The sequence below is a fragment of the Microbacterium sp. zg-B185 genome, from assembly GCF_030246885.1.
In the GTDB taxonomy this organism is placed as follows: Bacteria; Actinomycetota; Actinomycetes; order Actinomycetales; family Microbacteriaceae; genus Microbacterium.
In genome coordinates this window covers 1,508,966-1,524,564 of the sequence record NZ_CP126739.1, presented here as the reverse complement: position 1 = coordinate 1,524,564, position 15,599 = coordinate 1,508,966, and the positions used below count along the sequence as shown (strand labels likewise).

15 protein-coding genes are annotated in these 15,599 nt (G+C 69.2%); 6 read left to right on the top strand and 9 right to left on the bottom strand.

The genetic code is table 11. The features are described 5' to 3' along the window. Window positions 1-59: 59 nt before the first annotated feature. Window positions 60-545: a Dps family protein gene (locus QNO12_RS07335; protein WP_257502122.1), complete on the top strand. Its 486-nt coding sequence runs from the start codon at window positions 60-62 to the stop codon at window positions 543-545. 65 nt (window positions 546-610) lie between these two features. Here the strand turns inward: QNO12_RS07335 and QNO12_RS07330 are convergent, their stop codons facing one another. From QNO12_RS07330 to QNO12_RS07315, 4 genes are read right to left on the bottom strand one after another with little or no spacing between them, the layout of a single operon-like run. Then, window positions 611-2,107 (bottom strand): amidohydrolase, encoded by a 1,497-nt coding sequence (locus QNO12_RS07330; protein ID WP_257502121.1) that lies wholly within the window; start codon window positions 2,105-2,107, stop codon window positions 611-613. After that, on the bottom strand, window positions 2,104-2,739 hold the full coding sequence (locus QNO12_RS07325) for an FMN-binding negative transcriptional regulator (protein ID WP_257502120.1): 636 nt from the start codon (window positions 2,737-2,739) through the stop codon (window positions 2,104-2,106). The genes QNO12_RS07330 and QNO12_RS07325 overlap by 4 nt, the downstream gene beginning before the upstream one ends. A gap of 30 nt (window positions 2,740-2,769) precedes the next feature. Then, window positions 2,770-3,768, bottom strand: a complete 999-nt coding sequence (locus tag QNO12_RS07320; RefSeq protein WP_257502119.1) for an Fpg/Nei family DNA glycosylase — start codon at window positions 3,766-3,768, stop codon at window positions 2,770-2,772. Beyond that, on the bottom strand, window positions 3,768-4,313 hold the full coding sequence (locus QNO12_RS07315; RefSeq protein WP_257502118.1) for a ribose-5-phosphate isomerase: 546 nt from the start codon (window positions 4,311-4,313) through the stop codon (window positions 3,768-3,770). Before QNO12_RS07315 ends, QNO12_RS07320 begins: the two co-directional genes overlap by 1 nt. 178 nt (window positions 4,314-4,491) lie before the next feature. Between QNO12_RS07315 and pepN the strand changes: the two genes are divergently transcribed. From pepN to QNO12_RS07295, 4 genes are all read left to right on the top strand, one after another. Beyond that, window positions 4,492-7,035, top strand: coding sequence for an aminopeptidase N (gene pepN / locus QNO12_RS07310; protein ID WP_257502117.1), 2,544 nt, complete (start codon window positions 4,492-4,494; stop codon window positions 7,033-7,035). Window positions 7,036-7,103: 68 nt separating this feature from the next. After that, on the top strand, window positions 7,104-8,177 hold the full coding sequence (locus QNO12_RS07305; RefSeq protein WP_257502116.1) for a mechanosensitive ion channel family protein: 1,074 nt from the start codon (window positions 7,104-7,106) through the stop codon (window positions 8,175-8,177). After that, window positions 8,174-8,626 carry a globin gene (locus QNO12_RS07300; protein ID WP_257502115.1) on the top strand — a complete coding sequence of 151 codons (453 nt, stop codon included), beginning with the start codon at window positions 8,174-8,176 and terminating at the stop codon, window positions 8,624-8,626. Before QNO12_RS07305 ends, QNO12_RS07300 begins: the two co-directional genes overlap by 4 nt. Before the next feature lie 36 nt (window positions 8,627-8,662). Further along, complete coding sequence (locus QNO12_RS07295; RefSeq protein ID WP_257502114.1) at window positions 8,663-10,333, top strand: FAD-binding dehydrogenase; 1,671 nt, start codon at window positions 8,663-8,665, stop codon at window positions 10,331-10,333. Here the strand turns inward: QNO12_RS07295 and QNO12_RS07290 are convergent. Further along, the gene (locus tag QNO12_RS07290; RefSeq protein WP_257502113.1) at window positions 10,330-11,004 is read right to left on the bottom strand and encodes a DUF8185 domain-containing protein; all 675 of its coding nucleotides are present in this window, start codon (window positions 11,002-11,004) and stop codon (window positions 10,330-10,332) included. The two genes, QNO12_RS07295 and QNO12_RS07290, sit on opposite strands and share 4 nt — an antisense overlap. Before the next feature lie 139 nt (window positions 11,005-11,143). Between QNO12_RS07290 and QNO12_RS07285 the strand changes: the two genes are divergently transcribed. Next, complete coding sequence (locus QNO12_RS07285; protein ID WP_257502231.1) at window positions 11,144-12,004, top strand: acyl-CoA thioesterase; 861 nt, start codon at window positions 11,144-11,146, stop codon at window positions 12,002-12,004. 35 nt (window positions 12,005-12,039) lie between these two features. Here the strand turns inward: QNO12_RS07285 and QNO12_RS07280 are convergent, their stop codons facing one another. The 4 genes from QNO12_RS07280 to QNO12_RS07265 form a co-directional block, all read right to left on the bottom strand. Next, window positions 12,040-12,546: an acyl-CoA thioesterase gene (locus tag QNO12_RS07280; protein ID WP_257502112.1), complete on the bottom strand. Its 507-nt coding sequence runs from the start codon at window positions 12,544-12,546 to the stop codon at window positions 12,040-12,042. After that, a complete protein-coding gene (gene ettA / locus QNO12_RS07275) occupies window positions 12,539-14,221 on the bottom strand; it encodes an energy-dependent translational throttle protein EttA (protein WP_257502111.1) in 1,683 nt (560 codons plus the stop codon). Before ettA ends, QNO12_RS07280 begins: the two co-directional genes overlap by 8 nt. A 62-nt stretch (window positions 14,222-14,283) precedes the next feature. Continuing rightward, window positions 14,284-14,799 (bottom strand): DUF6993 domain-containing protein, encoded by a 516-nt coding sequence (locus QNO12_RS07270; protein ID WP_257502110.1) that lies wholly within the window; start codon window positions 14,797-14,799, stop codon window positions 14,284-14,286. Between the two features lie 45 nt (window positions 14,800-14,844). Continuing rightward, window positions 14,845-15,381, bottom strand: a complete 537-nt coding sequence (locus QNO12_RS07265) for a single-stranded DNA-binding protein (protein ID WP_257502109.1) — start codon at window positions 15,379-15,381, stop codon at window positions 14,845-14,847. Between the last annotated feature and the right edge of the window lie 218 nt (window positions 15,382-15,599).

Below are 15,599 nucleotides of genomic sequence, written 5' to 3'. Positions count from 1 at the left end.
TGCAGCAAGCAGGCAGCCCGCGTCCCACGCGCACGAGCTGCCAGATGGAGGCGAAAGAGATGACCAAGATGCAGACAATCCCCGCAACAGCCGCCGATCCGACGGTCGCGGCAGGAGCTGCCCAGTTCCTGACCCCGGTTGCGCTCGGGCTGCAGGCGCTGGCCGTGAACGGCAAGCAGGCGCACTGGAACGTGCGCGGTGCGAATTTCATCGCGATCCACGAACTTCTCGACACCATCGTGGCGCACGCGCAGGACGGCGCCGATCTGGCCGCCGAGCGGATCGTCGCTCTCGGACTGCCCATCGACGCCCGCCTGTCGACGGTGGCCGCGAAGGTCCCGACCTCGCAGGTCCCGGCCGGCTTCACGCAGTGGGAGGCCATGATCCGCGGCGTGATCGCCGACATCGATGCCGTGCTGATCGACGTCAAGGCGGCCATCGACGGGCTCGACGAGGTCGACCTCGCCAGCCAGGACGTGGCGATCACGATCCGCGAGTCGCTGGACAAGGACCGCTGGTTCCTCTTCGCGCACCTCGCGGAGTAGCACCGACACATGACGAAGCCCCCGGTCCGTCCAGACCGGGGGCTTCGTCGTGTCAGGCACGAGGGTCACGCGCGGTGCGTCACGCGTCCGGCCAGGAGTGTCGCCGCAACGCCCATCCGCCGCAACTCGGGCTCACCCGCGCTGAGCGGATCGCGCTCCACCAGGACCAGGTCGGCGCGGGCGCCCGGTTCGGTCGCCGCCGCTGCGGTCGATCCGCCGTGGGTGGATGCGGCCAGCGCGGTTTCGGCATCGATCGCCTGCTCCGGATGCCACGGCTGCCTTCCATCGCGCGTCCGGAACGTCGCGGCGGCGATCGCCGCCCACGGGTCCAGCGGCGAGACTGGCGCGTCGGAGCCGAACAGCAGGTTCGCGCCGGAGTCGGCGAGGGCGCGCAGCGGATACGGCAGCGCGGTCTGCCCCGCCCAGATCGAGTCAGTCAGATCGCGGTCGTCGATCGCATGCTCCGGCTGGACGCTCGCGCCGACGCCGAGCCGCGCGAACCGCGGGATGTCGGCGTGGGCCACCAACTGTGCGTGCTCGATGGTGCCGACGGCGCCGGTGAGCGCGAACGCGTCCAGCGCATGCGTATTGGCGGTGTCGCCGATGGCGTGGATCGCGCAGGCGAGCCCGGCGCCGGTCGCCGCGGTCATCAGCTCGCGCAGTGTCGCCTGATCGACCGCGAGCACGCCGTGGTTGTGCGGATCTCCCGGGTACGCGTGCGAGCACGCCGCCGTACGGGTGCCGAGCGAACCGTCGGTGATCACCTTGAGCGCTCCGACGCGGGCCAAGCCGGAATCCTCGCCGCGCACCGGGTCACCGGTGCGCAGTCCTTCCGCGATCGCACGCTCCAGGAGCTCCGGGTAGATGCCGAACTCCACCCGCAGCGTGTCGAACCCGCCGCGCAGGCGCCGCGCCCACGCGGACTCGTTCCACGCCATGTCCAGGTCCACGATGCCGACGACGCCTCGAGAGGCGGCATCCCGAGCAGCCTGCGCCACCAGCGCGTCGCCGGCGTCGGGGTCGACGTCGTTGAGTCGCCGCGAGATCTCGAACGCGGGACCCTCACGCAGGATGCCGATACCGTCGGGCCGGTGACCCTCGCGGCGCAGCGCCGCCGTGTTCAGCCACACGCTGTGCACGTCCGCGTTGATCAGATACGTCGGAACGTCTCCGGTCGCTGCATCCAGCACGTCCAGGCTCGGCACGTCCCGCCAGAGTGCGTCGCGGAAACCGGTGCCGACGCGGCGACCGTCCCCCAGGGTCGGCGCTCGTCCCATCAGGCGGGCGGCGTGCGCGGCCGACTCCGCGCCGATCAGCGGCACGCGCTGGGAGATCAGCGCCCACTGCATGACGTGCACGTGGTGATCCCACAGCCCCGGTATCAGCCAGCCGCCGTCCGCGTCGAGCACCTCGCCGCGCGGCGCCAGGACACCGGCCGGTGCGATGTCGGAGATGATCCCGTCTTGCAGGAAGACATCGACCGGCCCGTCCGTCGGAAGCAGGGCGCGCCCGGCACCCGAAACGCGGGCGCGTGCGATCGTCCCGACCGTCGCACCGATCACGCGCGCGCCATCGCCTCGTGGGCGCGGCGCATCTCGGCGGCCAAGGCGGGATTGGCGTACGGGCCGTCGCCCTCGAGCTGGGCGATCACGGTCTCCACGACCTCAGCGGCCTTGTTCTGGCTCAGCTTGCGTTTGGCCACGATCCTCCTGGGAGTCAGGCGGAAGCCGATGGTCCCGCGCTCGAGGCGCTCGACGAACGCGGGATCGTTGGGTCGTTCCCACATCATCCGCGGCTCCGGCAGGCGGGACTCGAACCGCGTCACCAGACGATCCAGCACCGCCAGGTTCTCCTCGGGAGTGAGCACCTCCGGGATGCCGGACAGGTGCGCGGAGACGAAGTTCCAGGTGGGCACGCTCTGCGCGTCGCCGTACCAGCCGGGCGAGATGTAGCCGTGCGGACCCTGCACCACGACCAGCAGCTCACCTGCGCCCAGGCCGTGGATCATGTCGTCCGGCTTGCCGACGTGTCCGACGATGGTCAGATCGTCCCGGCCCTCGTCCAGCAGCACGGCATAGTGGGAGGCGACGAGGCCGTCCTGTGTATCGCTGACCAGGGTCACCCACGGGTTGCGGTCGATGAGGCGACGCAGCTCCGCGACATCCGTCATGGTGAAGCTCGGGTTCTGACGCATGCTGACCATGCTACGGTCCGTCGCACCGCCTCACCTCTGGCAGTAGGGGCACCAATACAGCTTGCGGGTGGCCATCTCCTCGACCGCGATCGCCGTGCCGCAGACCCGGCAGGGCAAGCCCGCGCGGTGGTACACCCAGTGGCGATCGTCACGGCTGGCCATGGCCGCGCGGTACGCCTCCGGATCCAGGTCGTCCATCGTCATCATCTGCCCGGTCTCCACTCCGATCGCGAGCAGGCGGACCCAGTCGTGCCACAGGTGTCGCAGCACGTCGTCGGGGACATCGCGTCCCGGTGTGTGCGGGTTCTGCCTGGCGCGGAAGAGCAGTTCCGCGCGGTACACGTTGCCGATGCCGCTGACCACGCTCTGATCCATCAGCAGCTGGCCGATCGGGGTGGGCTTGCGCCGCGCGACTGCGACGAACCGCTCCTCCCCCTCAGCGATGTCGTCCACCAGCGGATCGGGCCCGAGCTTCGCGATCGTGGCGGCGACCTCGTCGGGCGTCTGCAGCTCACAGGCAGTCGGTCCACGCAGGTCCGCGCAGGTGAGGTCGGTGAGAAGCCGCAGCCGGACCTGCCCGACCACCGGAGGCGGCCAGGCGTCCCCGTCGTCGGCGAGGCCGGTCGTCTGCTCGGACATGCGCACGCGCACGCGGGCACGGCGCGGTGCTCCGATCGAGGTCAGTGAGTTCTCGCCCGCCGCATCCAGGATCGGGGCATCCAGCGCCGTGCCACGCTGGTTGGTCTGACCCATCCGGCCGTTGGCCGATGCGATCGTCGGGTCCGCCTCGATCTCGCCGGCGAAGTCCCACGCCCCGTACATACCCAGGTGGACGCGGAGCCACAGATCGTCGTCGAACTCCAGGAACATCTGCTTGCCCACCGCACGCACCGCCGTCGCGGTGCGACCGCTGAGGATCTGCGCGCCTTCGGCGAACCTGCCTTGCGGACTGGATGCGGCGACCGTGCGCCCGACGAAGTTCCGGTCGAACTGTCGGGCGATCCGGTGGACGGAATGCCCCTCCGGCATCAGCCGGCTTCGGGGTCGAACGAACTGTCGGCGGCGGCGAGCACGTCGGGTCGTTCGGCGCCGGCCCGCGGGTCCGGTTCCAGCACACCGTCGCGCTCGAACGCCGCGATCTGCGCGATGCGACGCGCGTGGCGCTCCTCGCCGGAGAACGGCGTGGCGACGAATCGATCGATGAAGGATGCCGCCTCTTCGAAGGTGTGCTGGCGGGCCCCGATCGCGATGACGTTCGCGTCGTTGTGCTCGCGGGCCAGTTCCGCCGTGGCGATGCTCCACACGAGTGCCGCACGGATGCCGCGGACCTTGTTCGCGGAGATCTGCTCGCCGTTGCCCGACCCGCCGAAGACGACTCCGAGAGCGTCGATCCCGGCCTCCTGATCGGCGATGACCGCCTGAGCGGCGCGGATGCAGAACGCCGGGTAGTCGTCGAGGGGCTCGTATTCGAGCGGACCGTGATCCACGACGTCGTGCCCCTGACCCGCGAGGTGGTGCTGCAGCTGGGTGGAGAATTCGAGGCCGGCGTGATCGGTCGCGATGTGGATGCGCATGGCCCTCAGTCTACGGAGCCGCGGAAGTGGTGGGCGGGCCGCGACGCCCTCGCGTGAGGCGATCTCGACGCGACGCAGCCGGTCACGGGAGGGCGCCCTGACGTAGGCTGGGGAGGTTGCCAGCGCCGGCCATCCGCCGCTCTCGTGACATCCGAACCCCTACACATCGGGAGCTGCCGTGCCTGGAGAGAACCTCACCCGCATCGAGGCGCAGGAGCGCCGCGCGATCGTGGACACCCACTCGTACGACGTTGCGCTCGATCTGACGAAGGGCGCCGAGGTCTTCGGCTCGCGCACGGTCGTCACCTTCTCCGCCACCGAGGGCGCCGACACATTCATCGACCTGATCGCACGCGAGGTCCACTCCATCACGCTCAACGGCCGCGACGTGCCCGTGTCGGCGTTCGCCGACTCGCGGATCGCGCTGACCGGCCTGGAGCGTGAGAACGAGCTGATCGTGGACGCGGACTGCCTCTACACGAACACCGGCGAGGGACTGCACCGCTTCGTGGACCCCGTCGACGAGGAGGTCTACCTCTACTCGCAGTTCGAGGTTCCCGATTCACGTCGCGTCTTCGCCGTATTCGAGCAGCCCGACCTGAAGGCCGCGTTCCAGTTCACCGTCACCGCTCCGGAACCGTGGAAGGTCGTCTCCAACTCCCCCACTCCCGAGCCGAAGAAGCACGGTGACGGCCGGGCGACCTGGACGTTCGAGCCCACACCGCCGATCTCCTCCTACATCACCGCCATCATCGCCGGCCCCTACGAGGAGATCTTCTCGGAGCTGACCAGCGCCTCCGGCCGCGTCATCCCCCTGGGTGTGTACGCGCGCAAAAGCCTGTGGCAGTTCCTGGATGCCGATTACATCTTCGAGAAGACCCGCCAGGGCTTCGCGTACTACGAGGAGAAGTTCGACTACCCGTATCCCTTCGCCAAGTACGACCAGCTGTTCGTTCCGGAGTTCAACGCCGGCGCGATGGAGAACGCCGGCGCGGTGACCTTCACCGAGTCCTACGTCTTCCGCAGCAAGGTCACCGACGCCATCAAGGAGCGCCGCGTGGTGACGATCCTGCACGAACTGGCGCACATGTGGTTCGGCGACCTGGTCACCATGAAATGGTGGAACGACCTGTGGCTCAACGAGTCCTTCGCCGAGTGGGCGTCGACGATCGCCACCGCCGAGGCCACCGAGTGGACCGAGGCCTGGACGACCTTCAACGCGATGGAGAAGACCTGGGCATACCGTCAGGACCAGCTCCCCTCCACGCACCCCGTCGTGGCCGAGATCGCAGATCTCGAGGACGTCCAGGTCAACTTCGACGGCATCACGTACGCCAAGGGCGGTTCGGTGCTCAAGCAGCTGGCCGCATGGGTGGGCATCGAGGCGTTCTTCGCCGGGGTCGCGCAGTACTTCCAGAAGAACGAATGGGGCAACACCGAGCTGTCCGACCTGCTCTCCGAGCTGGAGGCGACCAGCGGCCGCGAGCTGGGCACGTGGTCCAAGAAGTGGCTCGAGACGGCAGGAGTGAACACTCTGACGCCGGTGATCTCCGCGGACACGGACGGCACGATTACCCGGTTCGCCATCTTGCAGACCGCCCCGGCGGACTATCCCACGATCCGCCCGCACCGGCTCGGAGTCGGCTTCTACAACGTCACGGACAACGGTCTCCAGCGCGCGCACCACGTCGAGCTGGATGTGGACGGCGACCTCACGGAGGTGCCCGAGCTGAAGGGCCAGAAGCGCCCCGACCTGGTCCTGCTGAACGACGAGGACCTCGCCTACGCGAAGATCCGGCTCGACGAGCGCTCGCTCGCCACCGCGATAGAGCACCTCGGCAGCATCACCGACCCGCTCGCCCGATCGCTGGTGTGGGGTGCGGCGTGGGACCAGACCCGCGATGCCGAATCCTCCCCCAGCGCGTACATCGATCTCGTGCTGCGCAACATCGGCAGCGAGACCGAGTCCACGACGGTGCGCACCACGCTCGGCCAGCTGCAGCTCGCCGCGAACGCCTACGTGGCGCCCGAGAAGCGCACGGCGGCACGCGAGAAGGTGGCGGACGGGCTGTGGGCGCTCGCGCAGGCGGCCGAACCGGGCAGCGACAGCCAGCTCCAGTTCGTGACCGCGTTCGCGACCGCGGCGTCGACGCCTGAGCACTGGGCGATCGTGGCGTCCCTGCGCGATGGCGAGCGGACGCTGGAGGGTCTCCAGATCGACACCGACCTGTCCTGGCAGCTGCTGATCTCCCTCGCGGCCGGTGGGGTGGCGCACGAGAAGACGATCGATGCGGCGCTCGCCGCCGACAACACCGCCAAGGGCGGGGAGTTCGCGGCGCAGGCGAGGGCATCGATCCCGCAGCCGGCCACCAAGCGCGCGGCGTGGAATTCGATCATCGAGAACGATGACCAGCCGAACACGATCGTGCGCTCCACGGCGCTCGGGTTCCAGCATCCGGCCACCGTCGGCCAACTCGGCGATTTCATCCAGCCGTACTTCGACATGCTGCTGCCGATCTGGGAGTCCCGCTCCTACCAGATCGCGCAGTACATCATCGTCGGGCTGTATCCGGCGCCGCTGGCGAACCTGGAGCTGCGCGACGCGACGCGGGCGTGGCTGACGGCCAACGGCGCTGCCTCCCCCGCGCTGCGTCGGCTCGTGGAGGAGAACCTCGCGGGCGTCGAGCGCGCCCTGGCCGTGCAGGCCCGCGACGCGGAGTGACGATGTGATCGGACGCCTCGGCCCCGCACTCAGGCGGCGCCGAGGCGTCCCTCGTTAGGATCGTGACGATGATGTGGACTGCTGCGGACCCGACGATCACCAACCCCGAGTTCTGGGCCGAGGTGGGCCGCTTCTTCGCCGAAGCGGGATGGAACGTCGTCCGCGTGCTCGCGATCCTGCTCGGCGCCTTCCTGATCGGCTGGGTCCTCAGACTGGTCATCCGCCGTGTCGTCGGGCGCATCGTGAACGGCGCAAAGAGCAAAGCCAACGTGGATGACACGCAGGCGCTGGATCGCTCACCGCTCGCGTCGATCCGTCTGGTGCAGCGCACGCGCACCCTCGGATCGATCCTGCAGAACATCGTGAACGTGTCGATCGTCGTCGTCACTCTGCTGCTGATCGTGAACGTGCTGGCGCCGAACGCCCTGGCCTCGCTGACCCTGCTGACGGCGGCGATCGGCGCCGGCCTGGGTTTCGGCGCGCAGAACATCGTCAAAGACGTGCTCAACGGCATCTTCATCGTCGCCGAGGACCAGGTCGGCATCGGGGACGTCGTCGATCTGGGTCTGGCGACCGGCATCGTGGAGTATGTCAGCGTGCGCGTCACCACCGTGCGAGACGTCAACGGCACCCTCTGGTACGTGCGCAACGGCGAGATCACCCGAATCGGCAACATGTCGATGGGCTGGTCCCGGGTGATCGTGGACCTCGCCCTGCCGGTGGGCTCGGACATCCCCGAGGTGGAGGCTGCGCTGCTACAGACCATGCAGGACCTCGCGAAGGATCCGAAATGGCGAACCCGTGTGATCGACAAGCCTGAGGTCTGGGGTCTGGAGTCCGTCTCCGGCGACGCGCTGATCATCCGGCTCGTGATGAAGACCCGCGCCAACGCGAAGGATGACGTCGCGCGAGAACTGCGGATGCGCGTGCTCAACATGGCCGAGAACCTGGGGCTCACGCTGCCGCAGCTCAACTCGATCACCCTGAGCGGCCTGGACGGAGCGCAGCGGGTGCGTGGCGCGAACCCCCCGAAGACTCGCCCGACGAAGGTCACCACCGATCCGGCGCCGCCGGATCGCGCCGTGTGGCGGCCCAAGCGCCCGCTCAAGAAGCCCCCACAGACACCCGAAGGACCCCGATGAGCATCAGCTTCTACGATGAGGTCGGCGGTCACGAGACCTTCGTCCGACTGGTCGACGCGTTCTACCGGGGCGTCGCCGACGATCCGGTGATGCGGCCGATGTATCCCGAGGACGACCTGGAACCCGCCAAAGAGCGCCTGACGATGTTCCTCGAGCAGTACTGGGGCGGGCCGGGCACCTACAGCGAGCAGCGCGGCCACCCACGGCTGCGGATGCGGCACGCGGCGTTCCATGTCAACCCCGACGCGCGGGACCGGTGGCTCGCGCACATGCGCGTCGCGGTGGACGAGCTGAAGCTCGCGCCGCTGCACGAGGAGACGCTGTGGGACTACCTGCAACGGGCCGCCTTCGCGATGGTCAACACCTTCGAACCGTCCGGCATCGGTCCCTCGGCCGGCGGGCGCAGCACGACCGGACTGCCCCTCTCACCGCAGACTCCCCCGCACTGACGCGCTGAGCTGCACCGCCCCGACGAAGGAGTCGCCATGCCCGCATCGCCCACCTCGCACTCCGCTGACATCCTGGTGATCGGATGGGGGCTGGCCGGACTCGTCGCCGCCGCCGAGGCCCTCGCGGCCGGCAAGCGCGTTCTGCTCGTGGACCAGGAGCCGCGGACCAACCTCGGCGGGCAGGCGTGGTGGTCCTTCGGCGGTCTGTTCTTCATCGACTCGCCCGAGCAGAGCCGGATGGGGATCAAGGACTCCTTCGCGCTCGCGCACCAGGATTGGTTCGGCACCGCCGGATTCGACCGCGACGAGGACGCGTGGCCGCGGCGCTGGGCCGAGGCGTATCTGCAGTTCGCCCACGAGGAGAAGCGATCGTGGCTGCGGCAGAAGGGCATGGGGTTCTTCCCCGTCGTCGGCTGGGCCGAACGGGGCGGCTACACCGCGACCGGACCGGGCAACTCCGTCCCGCGCTTCCACATCACCTGGGGCACCGGACCCGGCGTGGTGGCCCCGTTCCAATCCGCCGTCGAGGACGGCGAAGCGCGCGGTCTGCTGACGATCCTGCCCCGCCACCGCGTGCACACGCTGACGAGTGCGGACGGGGTGGTCACCGGCGCTGCCGGCGAGATCCTGGCCCCGTCCGGCGCCGCCCGGGGCATGGCCAGCTCACGCGAAGTGGTCGGAGCGTTCGAGATCACCGCGGGAGCCACCATCGTCTCCTCGGGCGGGATCGGCGGCAACCACGAGATGGTCCGTGCGCAGTGGCCTGCCCGTCTCGGCGAGCCGCCCTCCGCGATGCTCTCGGGCGTCCCGGCGTACGTCGACGGTTCCATGCTCGCCGTCTCCGAGCAGGCCGGTGCCCGCCTGATCAACGGCGACCGGATGTGGCACTACGTGGAGGGCATTCAGAACTGGGGTCCGGTGTGGCCGCTGCACGGCATCCGGATCCTGCCCGGTCCGTCCTCCCTGTGGCTGGACGCGACCGGCCGGCGACTGCCCGTGCCGCTGTTCCCGGGCTTCGACACGCTCGGCACGCTTGCGCACCTGCGCACCAGCGGCCACGACCACAGCTGGTTCGTGCTGTCGCGGCAGATCATCGAGAAGGAGTTCACGCTCTCCGGCAGCGAGCAGAACCCCGACCTGACCGGTCGTGACATCCCGCTCCTGGTGAAGTCCCGCCTCGGCAAGGGCGCAGCCGGCCCCGTCCAGGCCTTCATGGACAGCGGAGCCGACTTCGTGGTGCGCGACAACCTGGATGACCTGATCGCCGGGATGCGAGCGCTGCCCGGCGGCGAGGTGCTGGATGCCGCGGTGATGCGCACCGAGGTCGAGGCCCGCGATCGGGAGATCGAGAACGACTTCACCAAGGACGCGCAGATCGCGATGCTCCGCTCCGCCCGCTCGTACCGAGGCGATCGCCTGGTCCGCACGGCCAACCCTCACCGCATCCTGGACCCGAAGGCCGGTCCGCTCATCGCGGTGAAGCTGCACATCCTGACCCGCAAGTCACTGGGCGGCATCGAGACGGACCTGCAGAGCCGTGCCCTCGCAACCGACGGCGCGCCCATCCCGGGTCTGTACGCCGCCGGTGAGGCGAGCGGGTTCGGCGGCGGCGGGGTCCACGGATACCGTGCGCTGGAAGGGACATTCTTGGGCGGATGCCTCTTCTCGGGCCGCATCGCCGGCCGGGCCGCCGCCGCGGCGGTCTAGGCTGCTGCGCCCGTCGTACGCACGTCCGTCATGCCGACGCGCGCGGGTCCGCGCAGCAGCACGTGGCCCCTGCGCAGCGTGAGGCGCGTCCACGCGCCGCCGGTACGGAGCACGCCCTCCTCCTCGCCGACGATGAACCCCAGCGTGAATGCGGCGAACGCGACGCCCAACGGCAGCCCGCCCAGTGCGTCATCCGGCACACCCCAGACCGCTGCGCGCACCGCGCGGACGGCGTCCTCACCCGGATTGTCCGGCAGCGCCTCGGCCACCGCGGTGATCCCCCACTGGGCACGCGCCGCCAGGAGGGACGTCCCGATCGTCCCCGTCTGCACCCAGCCGCCCCGCGGGGGTGTCACGCCCGTCCACGAAGGAGACAGACCCACGTCCGGAAGCAGCAGCTGCGCGGCATCGTCATCCGCCGGGACCAGCTGGGACGCGTCGACGACCACATCGCAGATGAGTTCGGGGTCGACCGGCACGGTGCGCATCGCCAGCACCGTGGGCGTCGCATCCAGCAGTCCGCGGGGGGCGAAGGGGGCCGACGTCATCACCAGAGTGCCGTCCACTGCGCGCAGTCGTACCGCACCGTCGCCGACGCGGGCCGTGCGCCCGGCGAACGTCAGGGCATCCACCGCGGCGGCGGCTTCGGTGAAGATCAGGCGCTGGGGCATCCGCCCTAAACTACCAACGATGGCGGGGCGCTGCCCCGCCGCAGAGACGAGAGAGCCTGTGACCGAACAACAGCCACCGACCTCCGCGGATCAGCCTGCCACGGACGACTTCGTCCCCGATCCCGATCCGGTCGGATCGATGCTCGCCGTGCTCGACCTGTCGCACTCGGGTGCGCGCACCACAGAGGACATCTTCACGGGTGTCTCGCAGTCCATGCCGTACGGTCGCGTGTTCGGAGGTCAGGTCCTCGCGCAGTCGATCGTGGCCGCCGAGCGCACCACCCCCGAGGGACGCGCGGCACACTCCATGCACGGCTACTTCCTCCGGCCGGGCGACGCGTCCAAGGGCATCACTTTCGCCGTGGACCGCATCCACGACGGTCGGTCCTTCTCCACCCGGCGCACCCAGGCGTTCCAGGAGGGTGTGCCGATCTTCTCCATGATCGCGTCCTTCCAGGACGAGGGCCCCGGAGTCGAGCACGCCGAGCCGATGCCCGAGGGACTGCCCGCCCCGGAGGATCTTCCCGATCTGGAGGCTCAGCTGGCCGGCGTGCATCCGATGTCGCGGCGGCTGTTCGTAGACCGCCCGCTGGACCTGCGCCACATCCCATCGTCCATCTATCTCACCGCGGAGGATGAGCCCGCGCCGCGCCAGGCCGTCTGGGTCCGGACACGGCGGGCGCTTCCCGCCGATCAGAGGACCCACCGAGCGGTGCTGGCCTATCTCAGCGACCTGACGATCCAGGAGTCGATCCTGCGCGCTCACGGCATCGCCTGGGCCACACCCGGCCTGAAGGTGGCGAGCCTGGATCACGCCATGTGGTGGCATCGTCCCGGCCTGGCCGATGACTGGATGCTGTACGTGCAGGAGTCCCCGAGCGCGCGCGGCGGGCGCGGCCTGGCGACCGGACGGATCTACTCCCGAGACGGGACCCTGATCGCCAGCGTCGCGCAGGAGATCATGGTGCGTGTTCCGGCCGAGTCCTCGGGCGGGCGCTGATCCTCAGCGACGGTGCTCCTCAGCGACGGTGCTCCTCAGCGACGGTGCGCGTACGCGATGGGTTCGCCCAGATAGGGCGTCCAGGCCTGCCGCTGTTCGTCGGTCAGTCGCACGGGTCTGCCCGTGGCGGCATCCACCATCACGACGACGGCCGAGGCACGGGCGTACAGCTCCTGCTGGGCCGAGGTGGCGGGGCTGAACACCTCGTAGCAGACCTCGATGCTGGATCCGCCGACCTTGCCGAACCAGAGCTGCACGTCCAGCGGATTGCGCTGGTACGGCACCGGACGCAGATACTCGATCTCCTGCCGGGCGACGAGCGTCAGCGTACCGGTGTCGATCCCGGAGTCCAGCACCGCGGTCGGCGGCGCCTCCTCGTCGATTCCCGGCCGCCAGAACGCGCGAATGCGCACCTCTTCGAGGAGCTTCAGCATCGCGGCGTTGTTGACGTGATTGAACGCGTCCAGATCGCCCCAGCGCAGGTTTATCGCAATGTGGATTCGCCGGGCGGATGCCGCTGCCCGGGTCGGCTCATCAGTCACGGGTGAGCTTGCGGTACGTGGAGCGATGCGGCTTGGCCGCATCCGGTCCCAGGCGCTGGATCTTGTTCTCCTCGTACGCCTCGAAGTTCCCCTCGAACCAGTGCCACTTGTCGGGCTCTTCTTCGGTGCCCTCGTACGCCAGGATGTGCGTGGCGATGCGGTCCAGGAACCACCGGTCGTGAGTGATGACCACGGCGCAGCCGGGGAATTCCAGCAGAGCGTTCTCCAGGCTGCCGAGCGTCTCGACGTCCAGGTCGTTCGTCGGCTCGTCGAGCAGCAGCAGGTTGCCACCCTGCTTGAGAGTCAGCGCCAGGTTGAGGCGGTTGCGCTCACCGCCGGAGAGGACTCCGGCCTTCTTCTGCTGATCCGGGCCCTTGAACCCGAACTGCGAGACGTACGCGCGCGACGGGATCTCGACCTTGCCGACCTGGATCCAGTCCTGGCCGTCGCTGACGACCTCCCACAGCGACTTGTTCGGGTCGATCCCGCCGCGAGTCTGGTCCACGTACGAGATCTCGACGGTCTCGCCGACCTTGAGCTGCCCGCCGTCCAGCGGCTCCAGTCCGACGATCGTCTTGAACAGCGTGGTCTTGCCGACGCCGTTGGGCCCGATGATGCCGACGATGCCGTTGCGCGGCAGCGTGAAGCTCAGTCCGTCGATGAGGCTGCGGCCGTCGAAGCCCTTTTGGAGGTTCTTCGCCTCCAGGACGAGCTGTCCCAGGCGCGGCCCGGGCGGGATCACGATCTCGTCGAAATCGAGCTTCCGCGTGCGGTCCGCCTCCGCGGCCATCTCCTCATAGCGTGCCAGACGCGACTTGGACTTGGTCTGGCGGCCCTTGGCGTTGCTGCGCACCCATTCCAGCTCGGATGCGAGCCGCTTGGCGAGCTTGGCGTCCTTCTTGCCCTGGACCTGGAGCCGTTCCTGCTTCTTCTCGAGGTAGGTCGAATAGTTGCCCTCGTACGGGTAGAGCCGGCCGCGGTCGACCTCGCAGATCCATTCCGCGACGTGGTCGAGGAAGTACCGGTCGTGCGTGACGGCCAGCACGGCGCCGGGGTACTTGGCGAGGTGCTGCTCGAGCCACTGGACGCTTTCGGCATCGAGGTGGTTGGTGGGCTCGTCGAGGAGCAGGAGATCGGGCTTCTGCAGCAGGAGCTTGCACAGCGCGACGCGGCGCTTCTCGCCACCGGAGAGGTTCGAGACGATCGCCTCGGACGGCGGCGTGCGCAGCGCGTCCATCGCCTGCTCCAGTTGCGAGTCCAGATCCCACGCATCAGCGGCGTCGATCGCCTCCTGGAGCGTGCCCATCTCGGCCAGCAGCGTGTCGAAGTCGGCATCCGGATCGGCCATCAGCGCCGAGATCTCGTTGAAGCGGTCGAGCTTCTCCTTGATCGGACCGACGCCCTGCTGGACGTTCTCCAGCACGGTCTTGTCCTCGTCCAGCTCCGGCTCCTGCATGAGGATGCCGACGCTGTAGCCGGGGCTGAGCTTCGCCTCGCCGTTGCTCGGGGTGTCGATCCCCGCCATGATCTTCAGAATCGTGGATTTTCCGGCGCCGTTGGGTCCGACGACGCCGATCTTCGCTCCGGGGAGGAAGGCCATCGTGACGTCGTCAAGGATCACCTTGTCGCCGACAGCTTTGCGGGCGCGGACCATCGAGTAGATGTATTCAGCCATATCCGCTCCAGTCTACGGGGCGGTCATGTGCCCGAGATCCGCCCGGGTGGGGCCAGACACGCTCACCAGTCGATGGGACGCGTGGCACCCACCAGGCACTTCCCGTCGCCCAGACCGGGCGTCACCACGGTCACCGGAGCACCTGACGACGGGCCCACCTGGCCGACCAGACAGTCCGCACCCCACCGGACGGCGAACTGGATGCTCTCGGCCGGGTTGCCGATGGTGGTCTGGTCGGCAGTGACCTGCATGGCCGCCTTGTCGAACCCCGCTGCCACCAGAGCATCGACATACGCGCGTCCGGACACGTTCTCGGGACCGGCCCAGACGGCAGCGGTGACGCTGGTGAACAGCGGCAGGTTGTCCTGCGCGCTCCCCTCGGGGATCAGCGCCGGGCCGGCGGGCACCGCGGCCGACGGAGATGCCTCCGGCGCCGCCGTTGCGGTTGCGCTCGGCGGCGGACTGCTCGCCGTCTGCGGATCGGAGCATCCGCTCAGCACCAGTGCCGCGCCGAGTCCGACAGCGAGGAGGACGAACGATGCGGGGCGCGCACGGCGACGCTCGGGGGGGCGGGACACGGACAGAGTCTAGGTGGGCCGCCCCGAGCGCTTTCTGTGCGCCGGTCAGAACGGGGCCTCGACGCCGGCCAGCGCCAGTCGGTCAGCCGACTCCGACCCGGTGGCCGCCTGCGGGGCGACCGTGTCCGCATCCAGGCTCTGCTGGGCCGGGCTCCCCCACGCCGGGTCGGCGACGTCGGCCGGCGCCCAGGCATCCCCCGCCGGCTCGGACGGCGATGCCACCGCAGCGGGCGCATCGCGGGTGAACACGGACGTGCCCCAGAACAGGTCGTGCCCGATCGCTTCCAGGTCGATCTCCATCGCGGTGCCCTTGCTCTCGCCGGTGTCCCAGGACCTGATGCGCAGTCGACCGGTCAGGATCACCCGGTCCTTCTTGCGCAACGACTGGAAGGCGTGCTCGGCGAGCCTGCGGTACGCCGAGACGGTGTACCAGTTGGTGCCGCTGTCCGTCCACGCGCCGGTGGAGCGATCGAAACGGCGCTGCGGACTGGCGACGCGGAATGTGGTGATCGGCAGACCATTGGGGTTCTTCCGCTCCGGGTCGGTCCCGATGATTCCGACGATCGTGATGGTGTCGCTCATGTCGCATCCTCTCTGCCCGAGGACCGTCCCCGGGTCGCGCCGATGCCCGAGTGCCCGTCGGGCACCGGCGCCATCTCAGACTGCGCGGACCGAGCACGGTCCGGGGCCTGAGGGTGGCGCTCTGCGCAGAACGGGTCGTCCCTGGCGCCCTGGGGAGGAGCCGACGGGGTTGCCCTCGCTCGTCACGGTGGGCGATGTCGGAGGTCGAACGTATCTTC